The following is a 19,990-nucleotide window of genomic DNA, read 5'->3' on the forward strand; positions in this document are numbered from 1 at the left end:
TAAGGGGAATTTCCGCAAATGACGATCACTCGCCGCAATGTGTTGCTTGGAGCCACCGCTGCTGCCGCGCTCGCGCCGATCGTTGCGCGCGCGCAAACCAGCGAGGTGGTGATCGGCGTGATCTATCCGCTGTCCGGCGCAAGCGCCCAGATCGGCGTCGACGCGCAAAAGGCATTCGAGACCGCGGCCGATATCATCAACAAGAACTATGATTTCGAGCTGCCGCTCGCCAAGGGCGAGGGCCTGTCCGGCCTGGGAGGTGCCAAGGTCCGCCTCGTTTTCGCCGATCACCAGGCCGATCCGCAGAAGGGTCGCGCCGAAGCCGAGCGCCTGATCACACAGGAGAAGGTCTGCGCCATCGTCGGCACCTACCAGAGCGCGGTTGCCGTCACCGTCAGCCAGATCTGCGAGCGTTACCAGATCCCCTTTATCTCGGCCGACAATTCTTCGCCGAGCCTGCATCGCCGCGGCCTGAAATTCTATTTCCGCGCGGCGCCTCATGACGAGATGTTCTCGACCGCGATGTTCGACTTCTTCGATGCGATGAAGAAGAAGGGCACCAAGATCGACACGCTGTCGCTGTTCCACGAGGATACGATCTTCGGCACCGACTCCGGCAACGCGCAGACCAAGCTCGCACGTGAGCGCGGCTACAAGATCGTTGCCGACATCAAGTACCGCGCCAATTCGCCGTCACTGTCGGCCGAAGTGCAGCAGCTCAAGGCTGGTAATGCCGACGTGCTGATGCCCTCGAGCTACACCACCGACGGCATCCTGCTCGTGAAGACCATGGGCGAACTCGGCTACAAGCCGCCGGCGATCGTGGCGCAGGACGCCGGCTTCTCCGAAAAGGCGCTGTATGATGCGGTCGGCGACAAGCTCGAAGGCGTGATCTCGCGCGGTAGCTTCTCGCTCGATCTCGCCGCCAAGCGGCCGATGGTCGGCAAGATCAACGCGATGTATAAGGAGCGGTCGGGCAAGGACTTCAACGACTATTCGTCGCGCCAGTTCATGGGCCTGATCGTGATGGCCGATGCCATCAACCGCGCCAAGTCCACCGATGGCGAGAAGATCCGCGAGGCGCTGGTCGCGACCGACATGCCGGGCGAGGCGACCATCATGCCCTGGAAGCGCGTGAAGTTTGACGACATGGGCCAGAACAACGACGCCGATCCGGTGCTGCTGCAATATATCGGCGGCAAGTTCGTCACGATCTTCCCGCCGCAGGCGGCAGTGGCCGAAGCCGTCTGGCCGATGAAGTGAGCGGCGCGGGTAGGGGAAGAACCATCGTGACCCTGGACTCGATGATAACTGCGCGTTCCGTCATTGCGAGCGAAGCGAAGCAATCCATGTCGCCACGAGCTGAGAGAATGGATTGCTTCGTCGCTTCGCTCCTCGCAATGACGGATGGCGATGCTGGTGCGGAGCTGCAGCAGTGACAGCCGAGACCATTATCCAGAGTCTGGCGAGCGGCCTCCTGATGGGGCTGCTCTATGGACTGATCGCCGTCGGGCTGGCGCTGATCTTCGGCCTGATGGACGTCGTGAACTTCGCCCATGGCGAGTTCCTGATGATCGCGATGTACGCGACATTCTTCCTGTTCGCGTTCTTCGCCATCGACCCGCTGTTGTCGGCGCCGCTGGTGGCGGCGGCTCTGTTCGTGTTCGGGGCGATCGTCTATCTCTTGATCGTGCGCTTTGCCGTGCGCGCCAAGGCCAATGCCGGCATGGTGCAGATCTTCTCCACCTTCGGCCTTGCCATCGTGATGCGCGGACTGGCGCAGTTCTTCTTCACGCCGGACTATCGCAGCGTCACCAATTCCTGGCTCGGCGGGAAAACCATCTCGGTTGGCGGCATATTCCTGCCGGAGCCGCAACTCGTCGGCGCGCTGCTGTCGATCGCGGCCTTCGCGGGACTCTACTTCTTCATCCACCGCACCGATTTCGGCCGCGCGCTGGAGGCAACGCGTGAGGATGCCGGTGCGGTGGCGCTGGTCGGCATCGACAAGAACCGGGTATTCGCGCTCGGCTGGGGGCTCGGCGCGGCGCTGGTTGGTCTTGCCGGCGCGATCATGGCGATCTTCTTCTATGTCTATCCCGATGTCGGCGCCTCCTTCGCGCTGATCGCCTACGTCACCGTGGCGCTCGGCGGCTTCGGCAGCGTGTTCGGTGCGTTCGCCGGCGGCATCATCGTCGGCCTGGTCGAGGCGACCACCGCGCTGATCCTGCCGCCCTCGCTGAAATCGGTCGGCATCTACGCGGTCTATCTGCTCGTCGTTTTCGTCCGCCCGCGCGGCCTGTTCGGGTCGATGTGATGGACAAGGATTTTACCAGGCGGCGCCGCCGCGAATTGATCGTCGCCTTTTGCCTTGCGGCCGTGGCCGCGCTGGTGCCGCTGTTCGTGAAGGACGTCTACGTCCAGAACGTCATGGTGCTGACGCTGATGTATGCGGCGCTCTCGCAGAGCTGGAACATCCTGTCTGGCTATTGCGGGCAGATTTCGCTCGGCCACGCGCTTTATTTCGGGCTCGGCGCCTACACCACAGCACTGCTGTTCACCAAGTTCGGCGTGCTGCCCTGGTTCGGCATGCTGGTCGGCGGCGTGATCTCGGCGCTGATCGCGATGGCGCTCGGCTATCCCTGCTTCCGCCTGCGCGGGCACTATTTCGTCATCGCCACCATCGTGATTGCCGAGATCGGGTTGCTCTTGATCCAGAACTGGGAGTGGGCGGGAGCGGCGCTCGGCATCGATATCCCGGTGCGTGGCGATAGCTGGCTGAAATTCCAGTTCACGCGCAGCAAGCTGCCTTATTTCTATTTCGCGCTGGCGCTCGCCTGCGTCGCCTGGTTCGTCACCTGGTGGCTGGAGGACTCCAAATGGGGCTATTGGTGGCGCGCGGTGAAGGATAATCCGGATGCCGCCGAAAGCCTTGGCGTCGTCGTGTTCAATTCCAAGATGGGGGCGGCGGCGGTCTCTGCGTTCCTGGTCGCGGTCGGCGGCAGCTTCTACGCGCAGTTCGTCTCCTATATCGATCCTGAGAGCGTGATGGGCTTCCAGTTCTCGCTTCTGATGGCGCTGCCCGCGGTGCTCGGCGGCATCGGCACGCTGTGGGGGCCGGTGCTTGGCGCCGTGATCCTGATCCCGCTGACCGAACTGACCCGATCCTTCATCGGCGGTTCGGGACGCGGCGTGGACCTGATCGTCTACGGCACGCTGATCGTGCTGATCTCATTGGCGCTGCCGCGAGGGCTGGTGAGCCTGTTCGCACGGCCCAAGCTCTTTTGGCGCAAGGCGGCCGTGCGATGACCGCGCTCCTGGAAACCCGTGGCGTCTGGCAGCGGTTCGGCGGCCTTGTCGCCAACAGCGACGTCTCGATCTCGGTCGGCCGCGGCGAGATCGTCGGGCTGATCGGCCCGAACGGCGCCGGCAAGTCGACCCTGTTCAACCTGATCGCCGGCGTGCTGCCGCCCACTCAAGGCTCGATCTGGTTCGATGGCGAGGATGTCACGAGATTGCCGGCGGCGGAACGCTGCCAGCGTGGCATCGGCCGCACCTTTCAGGTGGTGAAAAGCTTCGAGACCATGACTGTGATCGACAACGTCATCGTCGGCGCGCTGATCCGCAACACCGTGATGCGCGTCGCCCGCCGCAAGGCGCATGAGGTGCTGGAATTCTGCGGGCTCGGCGCGCGTGCCGACGTGCTGGCAAGCGATCTGGTGCCGTCCGAAAAGCGGCGTCTGGAAGTGGCGCGCGCGCTCGCGACCGAGCCGAAGCTGCTGCTGCTCGACGAAGTCTTGACCGGCCTGACGCCGGTGGAGGCCAAGACCGGCGTCGAGCTGGTGCGCAAGGTGCGCGACACCGGCGTCACCGTGCTGATGGTCGAGCATGTCATGGAGATCGTGATGCCGCTGGTCGACCGCGCCATCGTGCTCGACCTCGGCAAGGTGCTGGTCGAGGGCAAGCCAACCGAGGTCGTGCGCGACCCGAAGGTCATCACCGCCTATCTTGGGGATCGTCATGCTGTCGGTGCATGAAGTCACCACCGCCTATCAGGGGCTGGTTGCGATCTCCGCCGTCTCGATCGAGGTCGCCAAGGGCGAGATCGTCTGCGTCGCCGGCGCCAACGGGGCCGGCAAGTCGACGCTTCTGAAATCGATCGCCGGCGCTGAGCGCCCACGCTCCGGCACCGTCACCTTCGACGGGGCCCGGATCGACGGCAAGCCGCAGCATGTCATCACCGCCGGCGGCATCGCCTTCGTGCCGGAAAACCGCCGGCTGTTTCCGCGCCTGTCGGTGCGCGACAATCTCCGCCTCGGCAGCTATCTCTACCGCAGTGAAGCCAACCGCGACGAGCCGCTCGATCTCGTGTTCAAATTGTTCCCGCGGCTTTCGGAGCGGCTGGAGCAGCGCGCCGAGACGCTGTCCGGCGGTGAGCAGCAGATGCTCGCGATCGGCCGCGCGCTGATGACCCGCCCGCGGCTCTTGATGCTCGACGAGCCGTCGCAGGGCATCATGCCAAAGCTGGTCGACGAGATCTTCCAGGCGGTGAAGCGCATCCGCGACGCCGGCATGACCGTGTTGATCGTCGAGCAGCGCATGGCGGAATGTCTTGAGATCGCCGACCGCGCCTACATCCTGCAGACCGGCCGCGTGCTGATGCAGGGCCCGGCGGCTGAGATCAGCACCAACCCCGACGTGCGCAAGGCGTATCTGGGGCTTTGATCCGCGTCCCCGTCATTGCGAGCGCAGCGAAGCAATCCACCTCTCCACGCGCGCGGAGAAAAATGGATTGCTTCGCTTCGCTCGCAATGACGAAACGGTAGGTTCTTCGTCATGCCCGGGCTTGTCCCGGGCATCCACGATCTTTCTTTCTTCGGATGCAAATAACGTAGATGGCCGGGACAAGCCCGGCCATGAGGAATTCGGAGAGGCTAATGCCCATGCTCCGGCAGCTTCAGCCCGAACACCTTGGTCAAATCCGCCACCTGCTCCGGCGAGAGATAGCGTGGGTTCAGCCCGCGCAGCAGCAGATAGAGCTTGGCCGTCTCTTCCAGTTCCTCCGTCGCGAACACCGCGGCTTCCAGCGTGTCGCCTGAAACCACAGGCCCATGATTGGCGAGCAGCACCGACGAATATTTGCCCGCCAATCCCTTGATCGCGTCGGCCACCGCGGGATCGCCGGGTCGATAATAAGGCACCAGCGCGGTCTGGCCGCATTTCATCACATAATAGGCGGTGAGCGGCGGCAGCGCGGCGCGCGGGTCGATCTCGGGCAGCATCGAGAGAGCCACCGAATGGGTCGAATGCAGATGCACGACGGCACGCGCCGCGCCGCGGGTCTGGTAAAGCGCGGTGTGCAGCGGCACCTCCTTGGTCGGCGCATCGCCCGAGACCAGCCGCCCATCGGCATTGAGCCGCGACATCCTGGCAGGATCGAGGAAACCGAGCGAGGCATTGGTCGGCGTCACCAGCCAGCCGCCATCGTCCAGTCGCACGCTGATATTGCCTGACGAGCCCGGCGTCAGCCCGCGCTCGAACAGCGAGCGGCCGAAGCGGCAGATTTCCTCACGGAGCTTTGTTTCGCTCATGGCAGCCATACCCGTTTCCCGCCTTGTCTCACGCTTTGGCACGGCGGCCAAGCCGTGATACGCAGGGGCAAGACACCAAGAAGAATGTGAGGGACCGCCGCATGCCTGACCAGTCAAAAACCCGCGTTGCCGTGATCGGGCTCGGCTCGATGGGATCGGGCATGGCGACCTCGCTGTTGCGCGCGGGCTTCGACGTGACCGGCTGCGACGTCTCCGCCGACAGCGTCGCGCGGTTTGTCCGGGGCGGCGGCAAGGGTGCCAAGACGGCGAAGGAAGCCGCCGATGGCGCCGATATCGTGGTCAGCGTGGTCGTCAACGCCGCCCAGACCGAAACGATCCTGTTCGGCGAGAACGGCGTCGCCGAGACGCTGCCGAAAGGATCGGTGTTCGTGTCCTCCGCGACCATGGACCCTGATGTGGCGCGGCGATTGGCAGCCAAGCTCGAGGCGACGGACCGGCGTTATCTGGATGCCCCGATCTCCGGCGGTGCCCAGCGCGCAGCGCAGGGCGAACTCACCATCCTTGCTTCCGGCAGCGCGGCGGCGTTCGCAAAAGCCCGTCCCGCGCTCGATGCGATGGCGGCCAAGCTCTATGAACTCGGCGATGCGGCCGGGCAGGGCGCCGCGTTCAAGATGATCAACCAGCTCCTGGCCGGCGTGCATATCGCCGCCGCCTCGGAGGCGATGGCGTTCGCGGCCAAGCAAGGCCTCGATATCCGCAAGGTCTATGAGGTGATCACGGCCTCCGCCGGCAATTCCTGGATGTTCGAGAACCGCATGCCGCATGTGCTCGACGGCGACTACACGCCGCGCAGCGCGGTGGAGATTTTCGTCAAGGATCTGGGCATCATCCAGGACATGGCTCGATCAGCGAAATTCCCGGTGCCGGTCTCAGCCGCAGCGCTGCAGATGTTCCTGATGACGGCCGCCGCCGGCATGGGGCGTGATGACGACGCCTCGGTGGCGCGGATGTACGCCCGCGTCACCGGCACCAAGCTGCCCGGCGAACACAATTAATAAGGACACGCGATGCCCCGCTTTGCCGCCAATCTCACCATGATGTTCAACGAGGTCGCGTTCCTCGACCGTTTCGAGGCTGCGGCCAAAGCCGGCTTTACCGCGGTGGAGTTCCTGTTTCCCTATGACCATCCGGCGAAGGAGATCGGCGAGCGGCTGCGCAAGAACGGTCTGACGCAGGCGTTGTTCAACCTGCCGCCGGGCGATTGGGCGGCCGGAGAGAAAGGTTTCGCGGCGCTGCCGGCGCGGTTTGCCGATCTGCAGGCGAGCCTCGCCACGGCGCTCCCTTATGCGGAGGCGACCGGCGTCAAGCGCGTGCACCTGATGGCGGGCATTGCCGACCGAAGCGACAGCAAGGCGGTCGAGGCATTTTATAAGTCCGTTACATGGGCCGCCGAGTTCTTCGCGCCGCATGGCCTCGACGTCGTGATCGAGCCGATCAATCCACGCAACGTGCCCGGCTATTTCCTCAACGATTTCGGCTTTGCACGTGATCTGATCAACGAGTTGAAGATTCCGAACCTGAAGTTGCAGTTCGACATCTATCACTGCCAGATCATCCATGGCGATGTCACCATGCGGCTTCGTGAGATGATGCCGATCATCGGCCACACCCAGATCGCCAGCATCCCCTCGCGCAACGAGCCCGATGGCGAAGAGCTGAACTATCCGTTCCTGTTCGATGAGCTCGACCGGCTCGGCTATGCCGGCTTCGTCGGCTGCGAATATAATCCGCGCGGCAAGACCATCGATGGCCTCGGCTGGTTCAAGCCCTATGCCGGAGCAAAAGCATGACTTTGGCGCTGGGCTGTATCGCCGACGACTACACGGGCGCCTCAGATCTCGCCAACACGCTGACCCGTGCCGGCCTGCGCACGGTGCAGACGATTGGCGTGCCATCGGACGATCTCGCTTTGCCCGAGGTCGATGCTGTGGTGGTCTCGCTGAAGAGCCGCTCGATCGAGGCGAGCCAGGCGGTCACCCGCTCGCGCGCGGCGGAGAAGTGGCTGCGCGGCCGCGGCGCCTCGCATGTGCTGTTCAAGATCTGCTCGACCTTCGACTCTACCAACGCCGGCAATATCGGCCCGGTGATGGATGCGCTGCGCAAAGATTCCGGCGATAACATCGTGCTGGTCACGCCGGCATTCCCGGAAACCGGACGCACCGTATACCAGGGCAATTTGTTCGTCGGGTCGGTGCCGCTGAACGAAAGCCCGCTCAAGGATCATCCGCTCAACCCGATGCATGACTCGAACCTGGTGCGGGTGCTGGCATGCCAGAGCAGCACAAAGGTCGGACTGATCGATCTTGCTACCGTTGCGCGCGGTCCGGACGCCGTTCGCGCGCGCCTTGCAGATCTTGCCGCCGGCGGATTTGGTGCCGCCATCATCGATGCCGTGTTCGACCGCGACCTCGGCACCATCGGCACGGTAGCGCTGGACCATCGCGTTTCGGTCGGCGCTTCCGGGATCGGGCTCGGGCTTGCCCGGGCGCTGGTTGACTCCGGAAAAGTCAGGCCAGAAGCCGCAAGCGTGACGGCCGAGGCGCTGGTCGGAGGGCCAGCCGCCTGTCTCGCCGGAAGCTGTTCGCAAGCGACACTGCAGCAGATCGCCAATGCCGAGCGCAGCATGGCCGTGCTGCATCTCGACCCCGAGCGGATCGTGATCGGCAAGGATGAAGTCCATCGCGCGCTCGCCTGGGCCCGCGACCGGATCGGCGAAGGGCCGGTGCTGATCGCCAGCAGCGCCACGCCCGACGAAGTCGCAGCTCTGCAGTCCCGTTATGGCCGTGATGCAGCCGGGCATACCATCGAGCAGGCGATGGCCGACATCGCGGAAGGTCTCGTCGAACACGGCGTGCGTCGATTGGTGGTCGCCGGCGGTGAGACGTCAGGCGCCGTGGTGGATCGTTTGCGGATTCCAGGTTTTCTCGTCGGCGTGGAGATCGCCGCTGGTGTGCCGGTGCTGCGTGCGGTCGGCGCGAACAAAGGCGAGATGCTGCTTGCTCTGAAATCAGGCAATTTCGGCGGACCGCAATTTTTCTCGGACGCGCTTGCGTTGATGCGCTGATCTCATCGCTTCGTTCATTTGTTAGTGACGGTTTTCATTTACCGTAACTCTACGGAGGGACAAATTAACGCGACTTCAGAAGTTGCGCGGTTTGATCGCCAGTAAGGCATCCTTCGATTCGGCAGACCAAACCGAAGCACCTTGCATCACCTGACGTGCCCGACACGCGCAACACCAAGAGATTTTCAGATGTTCGCCAAATACTCGATCCGCGCCAAGATCATCACCGTGGTTGCGCTGCTGCTCGTCACGATGACGGGCATGGGGCTCCTCGCCGTCCGCAACATGCAGGCGATCAATGCCAATACGGTCGACATCACCACCAGCTGGCTGCCGAGCGTCCGGGTGCTCGGCGAGCTTCGCGCTGGTGTCATTACCTACCGCAACGTGATCCGTGAGCACATGCTCTCGGAAACGCTCGAGGAGAAGCTGGCCAACGAGAAGACTCTGGTTACCGTTGTCGATGGCAACATGAAGGCCCGCAAGAGCTATGAAACGATGATCACCTCCCCAGAGGAGCGGGCGCTCTATACTCAATGGTCGGACACCTGGGATCGATACAGGAAGGGCACCGAAGAGGTGATGGCGTTGTCGCGCAGGGATGTCGGCAAGATCCCGCATGACGCGCATGAGCTGAACAGCAAGACCGTGAACAAGATCGGGCTCGAGGCCGACGCGATTCTCCTCAAGGACATCGAGCTCAACAAGGCGGGTGCCGACAAGGCTGCGGAGGACGCCGCCGCCAACTACTCTTCCGCCTTCGCGATACTCGCTGTCATTCTCTTGGCCGCGGTGCTTGTTGGCGCCGTTATCAGTTTCCTGTTGATCCGTGACGTCTCGGCCGGGATCGCGTCCATCGTCAAGCCGATGCAGGCGCTCGGAAATGGAGACCTGACCGCCGAAGTCCCGCACCAGGGTGAGAAGACCGAAATCGGCACGATGGCCGATGCGCTTCAGGTGTTCAAGGAAGCGTTGATTGCCAAGAAGGCTGCCGACGAGGCTGCCGCCGCCGACGCCGAAGCAAAGATCGAGCGCGGCCGCCGGGTCGACGCCATCACCCGCAATTTCGAGACCATGATCGGCGAGATCGTCCAGACCGTCTCTTCCGCCTCGACCCAGCTCGAAGCCGCGGCCGGCACGCTCTCCTCGACTGCCACACGCTCGCAGGAATTGACCACCACGGTCGCCTCCGCCTCGGAAGAGGCGTCCACCAATGTGCAGTCGGTGGCGTCCGCGACCGAGGAGCTGTCATCCTCCGTCACCGAGATCAGCCGCCAGGTCCAGGAATCAGCACGGATGGCGGGCGACGCCGTCGGCCAGGCCCGCAGCACCAACGACCGTGTCAGCGAGCTCTCGAAGGCGGCGGCACGGATCGGCGACGTCGTCGAGCTCATCAACACGATCGCGGGCCAGACCAACCTGCTGGCGCTGAACGCGACCATCGAGGCGGCACGCGCCGGCGAGGCCGGCCGCGGCTTTGCGGTGGTCGCCTCCGAAGTGAAGGCGCTGGCCGAGCAGACCGCGAAAGCCACCGGCGAGATCGGCCAGCAGATCACCGGCATCCAGGCCGCCACCCAGGACTCGGTGAACGCGATCAAGGAAATCAGCAACACCATCGAACGGCTGTCGGAGATCTCCTCGACCATCGCCGCGGCGGTGGAGGAGCAGGGCGCGGCTACGCAGGAAATCTCCCGCAACGTCCAGCAGGCCGCCCAGGGCACCCACCAGGTCTCGGCCAACATCACCGACGTGCAGCGCGGCGCGACCGAGACCGGGTCGGCCTCATCGCAGGTGCTCTCGGCGGCAAAGGCATTGTCCGGCGACAGCAGCCGCCTCAAGGTCGAGGTCAGCAAGTTCCTGGAATCGGTACGGGCGGCTTAGTTACTTAATTAGTTGCGATAATTCCCGGCCGCGGTTCACCCCGCGGCCGGTCCCGGCAGCTATGTCGAGGATGTGAACGCGGATTGCGTCGCGCAAAGTTGGCTTTTGGCCCGTTTTTCGCTAGATCGACGCAAGTGAATTGGCCTGTAGGGGCGCCAATCCCCCGTACATTTTACGGGTTCCGGGGAATAACTCGTCAATGGTTGCACTGGTCCGTATCGCGCTGAGCCGGCCGTATACGTTTGTCGTGCTCGCGCTGCTGCTCCTCATTATCGGACCGCTCGCCGCGCTGCGCACGCCCACCGATATCTTTCCCGACATCCGCATCCCCGTGATCGGGGTGGTCTGGCAGTACACCGGACTGCCGCCGGACCAGATGTCCGGGCGCATCACCACGCCATTTCAGCGCGCGCTGACCACCACCGTCAACGATATCGAGCATATCGTCGCCAATTCCTACAACGGCTTCGGCATCATCAAGATCTTCTTCCAGCCGAACGTCGACATCCGCACCGCCAACGCCCAGGTCACGGCGATCTCGCAGACGCTTCTGAAGCAGATGCCGCCGGGCGCAACGCCGCCTTTGATCCTGAACTACAGCGCCTCCACGGTGCCGATCATCCAGGTCGCGTTGTCAGGTGAGGGGCTGACCGAGCAGAATCTTGCCGATATCGGCATCAATCAGCTCCGCACGCCCCTCGTCACCGTACCCGGCGCCGCCATACCCTATCCATTCGGCGGCAAGCAGCGTCAGGTGCAGATCGACCTCAACTCCACGGCGCTGCAGGCGCGCGGCCTGTCGGGGCAGGACGTGGCCAATGCGCTGGCTGCACAAAATCTGATCACGCCGGTCGGCACGCAGAAGATCGGCCAGTTCGAATACAACATTCAGCTCAACAACTCGCCGCTGAAGATGGAGGATCTCGGCAATCTGCCGATCAGGACCGTCAACGGCGCCATGGTCTATGTTCGGGATGTCGCCACCGTCCGCGACGGCAACCCGCCGCAGACCAACATCGTCCATGTCGACGGCAACCGCTCGGTGCTGATGATGGTGTTGAAGGCGGGCGCGATCTCGACGCTCGATATCATCGCCGGCATCAAGCAGAAGGTGATCGACGTCAAGGACCAGCTTCCGGACGCGCTGAAGATCGGCTTCATTGGCGACCAGTCGGTTTTCGTCCGCGGCGCCATCACCGGCGTCGCCTTCGAAGGCGTCATTGCCGCATTGCTCACCAGCGTGATGATCCTGCTGTTCCTCGGGAGCTGGCGGTCGACGATCATCATCGCGGTCTCGATCCCGCTGTCGGTTCTCGGCGCCATCATCATGCTGTCGGCGATCGGCGAGACGCTGAACATCATGACGCTCGGCGGATTGGCGCTCGCGGTCGGCATCCTCGTCGATGACGCCACCGTGACGATCGAGAACATCAATTACCATCTGGAGCAGGGCAAGCCGGTCGAACAGTCGATTCTCGACGGCGCCAACCAGATCGTCACGCCGGCATTCGTCTCGCTGCTCTGCATCTGCATCGTGTTCGTGCCGATGTTCTTCCTGACTGGCGTTGCGCGCTTCCTGTTCGTGCCGATGGCGGAAGCGGTGATGTTCGCGATGATCTGGTCGTTCATCCTGTCGCGCACGCTGGTGCCGACGATGGCGAAATACCTGCTGCAGCCGCATGTGCATCACGAGGGCGGGCTGCCGCCGACGCGCAATCCGTTCAAGCTGTTCCAGCGCGGCTTCGAGGCGCGGTTCGAGCGCATCCGCCGCGCCTATCGCGACATGCTGGCGATGGCGCTCGGACACCGTGCCATCTTCGTCAGCTGTTTCCTCGGCTTCGTCGCGGTGTCCATGCTGCTGGTGCCTTTCCTCGGCCGCAACTTCTTTCCGTCGGTCGACGCCGGCAACATTCTGATGCACGTCCGCACCCAGGTCGGCACCCGCGTCGAGGAGACTGCCAACCAGCTCGCCGAGGTGCAGAAGGCGATCCGCAAGATCATCCCGCCGGAGGAGATCGACACGCTGGCCGACAATATCGGCATGCCGATCTCCGGCATCAACATGACCTACAACAACACCGGCGTGATCGGCCCGCAGGATGGCGACATCCAGGTCAAGCTGAAGGAAGGCCACAGGCCGACCGAGGAATATGTCCAGGCGCTACGCGAGCAACTGCCGCGGATGTTCCCCGGCATCAGCTTCGCGTTCCTGCCCGCCGATATCGTCAGCCAGATCCTGAACTTCGGAGCGCCGGCGCCGATCGACCTGCAGATCCGCGGCGCCAATCTCGACGCCAATTTCGCCTATGCCAACAAGCTGCTGAGCCGGATCCGCCGCATTCCCGGCATTGCGGACGCGCGCATCCAGCAATCGCCGAACAGCCCCACCTTCAACATCGATGTCGACCGCACCCGCGCGCAATATGTCGGCCTGACCGAGCGCGACGTCACCAACAGCCTCGTCGTCAATCTCGCCGGCAGCTCGCAGGTCGCGCCGACCTATTATCTCAATCCGGATAACGGGGTGTCCTATTCGATCGTGATGCAGACGCCGCAATACCAGATCGACTCGCTGAGCGCCTTGCAGACGCTGCCGATCACAGCGACCGGCAATCCGCAGTCGCCGATCCTCGGCGGCATTGCCGACATCACGCGCTCGACCTCGAGCGCGGTCGTTTCCCAATACGACATCCAGTCCATGGTGCAGATCTACGCCACGACGCAGGGCCGCGACCTTGGCGCCGTTGCCACCGACGTGCGGGCGCTGATCGCGGAGACCGCAAAGGACGTGCCGAAGGGAAGCTCGGTGGTGCTGCTCGGCCAGGTGCAGACCATGAACAGTGCGTTCTCCGGCCTGTTGTTCGGCCTGCTCGGCGCCGTCGTGCTGATCTATCTCCTGATCGTCGTGAACTTCCAGTCCTGGTCCGATCCGTTCGTGATCATCACCGCACTGCCGGCAGCGCTCGCCGGCATCGTCTGGATGCTGTTCACCACCGAGACCACGCTGTCGGTGCCGGCGCTGACCGGCGCGATCATGTGCATGGGTGTTGCCACCGCCAACAGCGTGCTCGTCATCAGCTTCGCCCGCGAGCGCTACGAGCAGCTCGGCGATCCCATTGCCGCCGCGCTCGAGGCCGGTTTCGTCCGTTTCCGCCCGGTGCTGATGACGGCCCTTGCCATGATCATCGGCATGGCGCCGATGGCGCTCGGCTTGGGCGAGGGTGGCGAGCAGAACGCGCCGCTGGGCCGCGCCGTGATCGGCGGCCTGATCTTTGCAACGTTCGCCACACTCATGTTTGTTCCCGTCGTCTTTAGTATGGTACACAAGAAGCAAGGCGCCAGCGCCGCCGCCGCACCGGAGATGTCGCATGCCCACTGACCAACGTCCGCCGGTCTCGCGCTGGAAACTGGGCATTTTCGGGCTTGCGGCCGGTGTCGGCCTGGTCCTCGTCGTCATCACCGGCATCCGTGCCCGCGAGGAGCAGGGCACCAAGCTGAAGGAATGGACCGATAATCAGGCCATTCCGAGCGTCGCGGTAGCGCCGCCCAGCGCCAAGGTGCTCAACCCCACGATCGACCTGCCGGGCCGGCTGGAAGCCTATTACCGCGCCCCGATCTTCGCGCGCGTGTCCGGTTACCTGAAGAGCTGGAGCGTCGACATCGGCGCCCGCGTCAAGGCCGGGCAGGTGATCGCCGAAATCGAGGCGCCCGACCTCGACCAGCAATTGCTGCAGGCCAGGGCCGATCTTGCGAGCCAGCAGGCCAGCGCCAAACTGTCGGAAGCGACGCTGACCCGGCGGCGGTCGCTGCTTGCCTCGAACTTCGTCTCGATGCAGGAAATCGACGAGCGCACCGCCGATCTCTCCAACAAGAAGGCCGCCGTCAATTCCGGTCAGGCCAATGTCGAACGGCTGGAAGCGCTTGCCGGCTACAAGAAGATCACTGCGCCCTTTGACGGTGTCGTCACCGAGCGCAACACCGACGTCGGCGCGCTGATCAATGCCGGCGGCGGCGCGGGCCCGGCGATGTTCATCGTCTCCGACATCTCCAAGCTGCGCGTCTATGTGAACGTGCCGCAGAACTTCGTGCCGTCGATCAAGATGGGCGCCAAGGCTGTCATCACGCTGCCGGAATATCCGAACCGCACCTTTACGGCGACCGTGGAAACGTCCTCGCAGGCGGTCGATGTCAGCTCGGGAACGACGCGCATGCAACTCGCGCTGGACAATTCCGGCGGCGAATTGATGCCCGGCGGCTATGCCAATGTGAAGCTGACGTTGCAGCGCGACACCATTCCGCTGCACATCCCCGCCAGCGCGCTGATCTTCGACAGCAACGGCCTGCGCGTTGCGACCGTCGGCGCCGATGACAAGATCCTGTTCAAGAAGGTGACGATCGCCCGCGACCTCGGCAAGGAGATCGAGATCGCCTCCGGCCTCACCGGTGACGACCGCATCATCATTGCCCCGCCGGATGGCATCAACGACGGCGACCAGGTCCGCGTGGTCGGCGGCGGCGCGAAGAAGCCGACCACGGCCTCCGAAAAGCAGGACGTGAAGGGGTAGGGGGCGGCGCTCTCTCCTCCGTCATGGCCGGGCTCGTCCCGGCCATCCACGTTTTCGACTGCGGAAAGAAAGGCGTGGATGCCCGGGTCAAGCCCGGGCATGACGGTGCAGGTAGCTCACACCACCCGCCACTCCGGCACGCCGTCATCGGCCATCACGATGTCACCTGTGGTGCCGACTGGCGTGCGCTCCATGCCGAGCAGATGCGCTAACGTCGTCGCATCGCTCGCCGGCACGCGGCCGAGCGTGCGGCGGTCGTCTTCGGTGCGCAACATGACGACGCCGTGCTCGACCTCGCCATTGCCGCGATAGATCACGGTGAAGCTTTCGACCTTGCCCTTGCCGCTGGCCTCGGCGATGAACTCCGGCACCGTGCGGCGGTTGCGATCCGCTTCCGCCTGCACGCTGGTATCCTGCTTGAGCGTCGCCTTCGGTGCCTCGCGCGACAGCACCAGGCCATGATGCTTGGTGACAAAGCCGCCCTGGCCGTAGAGCAGGCCGAGCTCGGCACCATCGCGGAGCTTGCGCACCATCGCGCAGGCGGCGTGCGTCATGTAGGTGTTGAGCGGCGCGCCGAAGAAGGTGAGCCCGCCGGTGACGGTCGGCTGCACGTCAGGGCCGAGGCCGAGCGTGCGTCGCGCCATCTTGGGCACGCAGGGGAAGCAGCTATAGAGCTCGATCGCGTCGAACTTGCTGCCGTCGCCCTCGACCAGGTCCATCACCGCTTTCAGCACCGCATTCTGCGCGTGGCTTTCGAAGAACTGGTCGCGCACGAGATAGTCGCGCGGTTCTTCCGCCGACGCACCGCCGAGCGGATAGACCAGCCGGTCTTCCGCAACGCCGGCCGCGTGCGCCTTGGCGAGGCTGGTGAGCAGCAGCGCGCCGCCCATGTTCACGGTCGGATTGGCCACCATCAGCTTGGTGTAGGGCCACGCGATCAGCCGGTTCTCCGGCGTCGGCGTGGTGATCTCCTCCGGCGCGAAACGCTTCTTCAGCCACGAGTTGGGGTTCGAAGCCGCGACGCTGGAATAGGTCGACCACAACTCGCCGGACTCGGCGAGCGCCTCGCGCGGCGTCTGGCCCCAATGCGCTGACGTTGCGGACTCATAGAGCGGATAGACCGTGATCGGCCTGAACACGCCGAGCTTCACCGCCAGCGGCTTCTGGAATGCCGCGCCGCGCTTCGGCTCCTCGACATCATGGGCAAACGGCGTCCAGGGCAGGGCGATGCCGCCGCGATCCGCCTTGGTCGCGGTCGACTGCGCTTCTGCGCCGCAGACCGCCGTCACGCTGCATTCGCCGCGCGCGATTCGCTGCGCCGCTTCATGCAGATAGCGGATCGGGCTCTCGCCCCCGACCGGGCCGTAATAGAGATGCGCCGGCTTGATGCCGAGCCGTTCGGCAAGCTGTTTTTCCGGATCGCGATAGCGCCAGCTCAGGAAATTGACGACGTCGAGCGACTGGACGTCGCGGAGCAACTTGGCCCCGCTGTCGGCTTCCGCGCGCCTCAGCGCTTCTTCGAGAAGCGCGAGCGGCTCGAGGCCTGCAGCGATGTCCTTGGGACGATCGACGATCTCGCCGACGCCGACGATGACTGGGATGCGGTCTTCGGGGATGCTATTGGACATTTCTTCTCTTTAGCTCAGATGATCAGTTCGGCGTGCTTCGTCCTTGTACCCGTCATTGCGAGCGAAGCGAAGCAATCCATCTCTGAGCTTGCGGAGGCGTGGATTGCTTCGTCGCTTGCGCTCCTCGCAATGACGCCGCTATTCCGCCACCAGCGCATTCATGTGTTCGACCGCCTCGATGAAATCTTCCTTGAATTCCTGTACCACGGCGCCTGCCGATTTCACGCTGTCGATCAGGCCGACGCCCTGACCGACGAAATAGCTGACGAGGTCGCGCGCCTTCTCGTTGCCGGCCGCCGCGGAGCGGTCGATCGAGTTGAAGGCGTCGCGGCTGATGATGCTCTGCAGCGGCATCGGCAGCGCGCCGGGGCTGTCGGGTGAGCGGTCCCATGCGTCGGTCCACACCGAGCGGAGCTGCCGCGCCGGCTTGCCGGTGCGTCCCTTCGAACGCACTGCGTCGCGCGAGGAGGCCGCGATCATCTTCTCACGGAAGATTTCCGTGGTCTCGGATTCCACGGTCGCGAGCCACACCGAGCCGGTCCAGACGCCCGCTGCGCCCATCGCCATCGCAGCCGCCATCTGGCGTCCCGTCATGATACCGCCCGCCGCCAATACTGGCACGTCGCGGATCGGCTTGATCGCCTTGATGACCTCAGGCACCAACACCATGGTCGAGACTTCGCCGCAGTGGCCACCGGCCTCGGTGCCCTGCACGACGAGGATGTCGACACCGGCCGCGACCTGGCGCAGCGCGTGCTCCTTGGCGCCGACGAGGGCCGCGACCGGCACGCCGTGCTTGCGGCCCATGTCGATCATCTCCTTCGGCGGCACGCCCAGCGCGTTCGCGATCAGCTTGATCGGATGTTTGAAGGAGACGTCCAGCACTTCGAGCGCGCGCTGTGCGTCGAACGGCTGCGGCTGGTTGTCGGCGACATCAGTCGTCGTCAGCTCGACGCCGTATTTCTTCAGCAGGCTACGGGTGAAGTCGCGATGCTCGGGCGAGATCCGCTGCTCCAGGCTCTTCCAGGTGACGTTCTTCTCGCCCGCGGTCGAGATGTTCTCGGGGATCAGCACGTCGAGCCCATAGGGCTTGCCGTCGACGTGATCGTCGATCCATTTCAGTTCCTGCTCGATGCTTTCAGGGGAATGCACGGTCGCGCCCAGCACGCCAAATCCACCAGCGCGGCTGACCGCCGCAACCACATCGCGGCAATGGCTGAAGGCGAGCAGGGGAAATTCGATTCCCAGCATGTCGTAGATCGGCGATTTCATGGATGCGTTCTCTCTCCCGGTGGCAGCTTCATGCTGCCTTTCTGCTTTGATGGCGATCAGGCTAGCGCATGGCGGAGAGGAAAGCCAACCGGCTTTCGCCGACTTGCGTGCAGCCGCTACGCATTCCGTAGGACAAAATATGCAGCTCCTTCTGCTCGCGCTTTGTCTCTTGCGCTTTGGCGCGTCGCGGAGAATGCTGGTCGATAACGAAAAGAATCTTCAAGGGAGCCCGCGTCCATGTCCGCCTCGCCGTCCGCTTCCGCAACTCCTGCCGCGCATTACGACGTCGTCGTGGTCGGCGCCGGCTTCTCCGGCATGTACATGCTGCATCGGTTGCGCGGTCTCGGCTTTACCGCGCGAGTCTACGAGCAGGGCAGCGGCGTCGGCGGCACCTGGTACTGGAACCGTTATCCCGGCGCGCGCTGCGACGTCGAGAGCATGCAGTATTCCTATTCATTCAGCGAGGAACTGCAGCAGGAATGGGACTGGAGCGAGCGCTACGCGCCGCAGCCGGAGATTCTGCGCTACGCCAACCATGTCGCCGACCGCTTCAACCTGCGTTGTGACATCCAGTTCGACACCCGCATCGATGCGGCCGCATTCGACGAGACCAGCAAGCTCTGGTCGGTGACCACCTCCGACGGTAAAACCGTCACCGCCAAATTCGTGGTGCTTGCCACCGGCTGCCTGTCGAATGCGCGCAAGCCCGACATCAAGGGCCTCGATCGGTTCAAGGGCCAAGTCTATCACACCGGCCATTGGCCGCATGAGCCGGTGGATTTCACCGGCCTGCGCATCGGCGTGATCGGCACCGGCTCATCCGGGATTCAGTCGATACCTGTCATCGCCGAGCAGGCGAGCCATCTCACCGTGTTTCAGCGCACCGCGAATTTCTCGATTCCCGCGCGCAATGCCAAGCTGAGCGACGAGGAGCGCGCATGGTTTCGCACCAACTATCCGGAAATCCGGCGCGTGGAGCGGGAAGTGGCGCGCAACGGCATCTATACCGACTTGCCCGATCGCGGCGCGCTCGATGATGGCGACAACGAGCGCCGTGCCAAATACGAGGCGCGCTGGCAGCGTGGCGGACTCACGTTCATGTCGGCCTACAACAATCTGGCGCTGGACCAGGTCGCCAACGATACCGCAGCAAACTTCGTGCGCGAGAAGATCACAGAGATCGTCAAGGACCCCGAGACCGCGAAGCTGCTGCAGCCGAGCAGCCATCCGATCGGCTCCAAGCGCATCTGCGTCGATACCGACTATTTCGCGACCTTCAACCGGCCCAACGTGACGCTGGTCGACATCAAGAGCAGTCCGATCGAGGAGATCACGGAAAATGCCGTGCGCACCACGGCAAGCGAATATGAACTCGATGCGCTGGTGCTGGCGACCGGCTTCGACGCGATGACAGGGTCGGTAGCAAAGATCGACATTCGCGGCCGCGACGGGCTGACGCTGAACCGGAAATGGGCCGAGGGACCGCGCACCTATCTCGGCCTGATGATTTCAGGTTTTCCGAACCTCTTCATCATCACCGGGCCCGGCAGTCCTTCCGTGCTGTCGAACATGATCGTTTCGATTGAGCAGCACGTCGACTGGATCAGCGATTGCCTCGACTACATGCGAGAGCGTGAACTCGACACGATGGAGGCGACAAGGGAGGCCGAGGACGAATGGGTGGCGCATGTCAACGAGGTTGCCTACACCACGCTCTATCCGCAGGCCAATTCGTGGTACATGGGCGCCAACATTCCCGGCAAGCCGCGGATCTTCATGCCCTATATCGGCGGTGTCGGGCCTTATCGGCAGATCTGCAACGAGGTCGCGGCGAAGGGCTATAACGGCTTTGCGATGACGGGCGCAGCGCGCCAGCAGCGGGCGACCGCGTTCTGAGCTTTATCAACCGTCATGCCCGGGCTTGTCTCGAGTATCCAAGCACTTCCTTCGACGCAAGACGTGGATGGCCGG

15 protein-coding genes are annotated in these 19,990 nt (G+C 63.8%); 12 read left to right on the forward strand and 3 right to left on the reverse strand.

Annotated features, from left to right (window positions below; translation table 11 throughout):
• Nucleotides 1-18: 18 nt before the first annotated feature.
• The 5 genes from AC5ZG1_RS00880 to AC5ZG1_RS00900 all read left to right on the forward strand — a co-directional run bounded on the left by AC5ZG1_RS00880 (nt 19) and on the right by AC5ZG1_RS00900 (nt 4,722).
• Entirely contained in the window at nt 19-1,263 is a 1,245-nt protein-coding gene (locus AC5ZG1_RS00880; RefSeq protein ID WP_496131736.1) for an ABC transporter substrate-binding protein, read from the forward strand.
• A 172-nt stretch (nt 1,264-1,435) separates the two neighbouring features.
• Nucleotides 1,436-2,314 carry a branched-chain amino acid ABC transporter permease gene (locus AC5ZG1_RS00885; protein WP_028164962.1) on the forward strand — a complete coding sequence of 293 codons (879 nt, stop codon included), beginning with the start codon at nt 1,436-1,438 and terminating at the stop codon, nt 2,312-2,314.
• Complete coding sequence (locus AC5ZG1_RS00890) at nt 2,314-3,306, forward strand: branched-chain amino acid ABC transporter permease (protein ID WP_474419519.1); 993 nt, start codon at nt 2,314-2,316, stop codon at nt 3,304-3,306. The genes AC5ZG1_RS00885 and AC5ZG1_RS00890 overlap by 1 nt, the downstream gene beginning before the upstream one ends.
• Nucleotides 3,303-4,034, forward strand: coding sequence for an ABC transporter ATP-binding protein (locus tag AC5ZG1_RS00895; protein ID WP_474419520.1), 732 nt, complete (start codon nt 3,303-3,305; stop codon nt 4,032-4,034). The genes AC5ZG1_RS00890 and AC5ZG1_RS00895 overlap by 4 nt, the downstream gene beginning before the upstream one ends.
• Entirely contained in the window at nt 4,018-4,722 is a 705-nt protein-coding gene (locus AC5ZG1_RS00900) for an ABC transporter ATP-binding protein (RefSeq protein ID WP_130226579.1), read from the forward strand. The genes AC5ZG1_RS00895 and AC5ZG1_RS00900 overlap by 17 nt, the downstream gene beginning before the upstream one ends.
• A 209-nt stretch (nt 4,723-4,931) precedes the next feature.
• Here AC5ZG1_RS00900 and otnC read toward each other — a convergent pair whose 3' ends face one another.
• Nucleotides 4,932-5,588, reverse strand: a complete 657-nt coding sequence (otnC, locus tag AC5ZG1_RS00905; protein ID WP_496131884.1) for a 3-oxo-tetronate 4-phosphate decarboxylase — start codon at nt 5,586-5,588, stop codon at nt 4,932-4,934.
• Between the two features lie 86 nt (nt 5,589-5,674).
• Here otnC and ltnD point away from each other — a divergent pair, with 86 nt between their 5' ends.
• From ltnD to AC5ZG1_RS00935, 6 genes are all read left to right on the forward strand, one after another.
• Complete coding sequence (gene ltnD, locus AC5ZG1_RS00910) at nt 5,675-6,604, forward strand: L-threonate dehydrogenase (RefSeq protein ID WP_496131737.1); 930 nt, start codon at nt 5,675-5,677, stop codon at nt 6,602-6,604.
• 12 nt (nt 6,605-6,616) lie between these two features.
• The gene (otnI, locus tag AC5ZG1_RS00915; RefSeq protein ID WP_496131738.1) at nt 6,617-7,399 is read left to right on the forward strand and encodes a 2-oxo-tetronate isomerase; all 783 of its coding nucleotides are present in this window, start codon (nt 6,617-6,619) and stop codon (nt 7,397-7,399) included.
• Nucleotides 7,396-8,673, forward strand: coding sequence for a 3-oxo-tetronate kinase (otnK, locus tag AC5ZG1_RS00920; protein WP_130226576.1), 1,278 nt, complete (start codon nt 7,396-7,398; stop codon nt 8,671-8,673). The genes otnI and otnK overlap by 4 nt, the downstream gene beginning before the upstream one ends.
• A gap of 189 nt (nt 8,674-8,862) precedes the next feature.
• Entirely contained in the window at nt 8,863-10,554 is a 1,692-nt protein-coding gene (locus AC5ZG1_RS00925; protein WP_496131739.1) for a methyl-accepting chemotaxis protein, read from the forward strand.
• Between the two features lie 199 nt (nt 10,555-10,753).
• Nucleotides 10,754-13,933, forward strand: coding sequence for an efflux RND transporter permease subunit (locus AC5ZG1_RS00930; RefSeq protein ID WP_496131740.1), 3,180 nt, complete (start codon nt 10,754-10,756; stop codon nt 13,931-13,933).
• Nucleotides 13,923-15,119 (forward strand): efflux RND transporter periplasmic adaptor subunit, encoded by a 1,197-nt coding sequence (locus AC5ZG1_RS00935; protein ID WP_474419524.1) that lies wholly within the window; start codon nt 13,923-13,925, stop codon nt 15,117-15,119. The genes AC5ZG1_RS00930 and AC5ZG1_RS00935 overlap by 11 nt, the downstream gene beginning before the upstream one ends.
• A 116-nt stretch (nt 15,120-15,235) precedes the next feature.
• Here the strand turns inward: AC5ZG1_RS00935 and AC5ZG1_RS00940 are convergent, their stop codons facing one another.
• A complete protein-coding gene (locus AC5ZG1_RS00940) occupies nt 15,236-16,747 on the reverse strand; it encodes an acetyl-CoA acetyltransferase (RefSeq protein ID WP_496131741.1) in 1,512 nt (503 codons plus the stop codon).
• Between the two features lie 138 nt (nt 16,748-16,885).
• Entirely contained in the window at nt 16,886-18,019 is a 1,134-nt protein-coding gene (locus AC5ZG1_RS00945) for a nitronate monooxygenase (RefSeq protein WP_496131742.1), read from the reverse strand.
• 237 nt (nt 18,020-18,256) lie between these two features.
• On the opposite strand from AC5ZG1_RS00945, the gene AC5ZG1_RS00950 reads away from it, so the two are divergent.
• Nucleotides 18,257-19,915, forward strand: a complete 1,659-nt coding sequence (locus AC5ZG1_RS00950) for a flavin-containing monooxygenase (protein ID WP_496131743.1) — start codon at nt 18,257-18,259, stop codon at nt 19,913-19,915.
• Nucleotides 19,916-19,990: the final 75 nt, after the last annotated feature.

The sequence above is a fragment of the Bradyrhizobium sp. Leo78 genome, assembly GCF_059512425.1.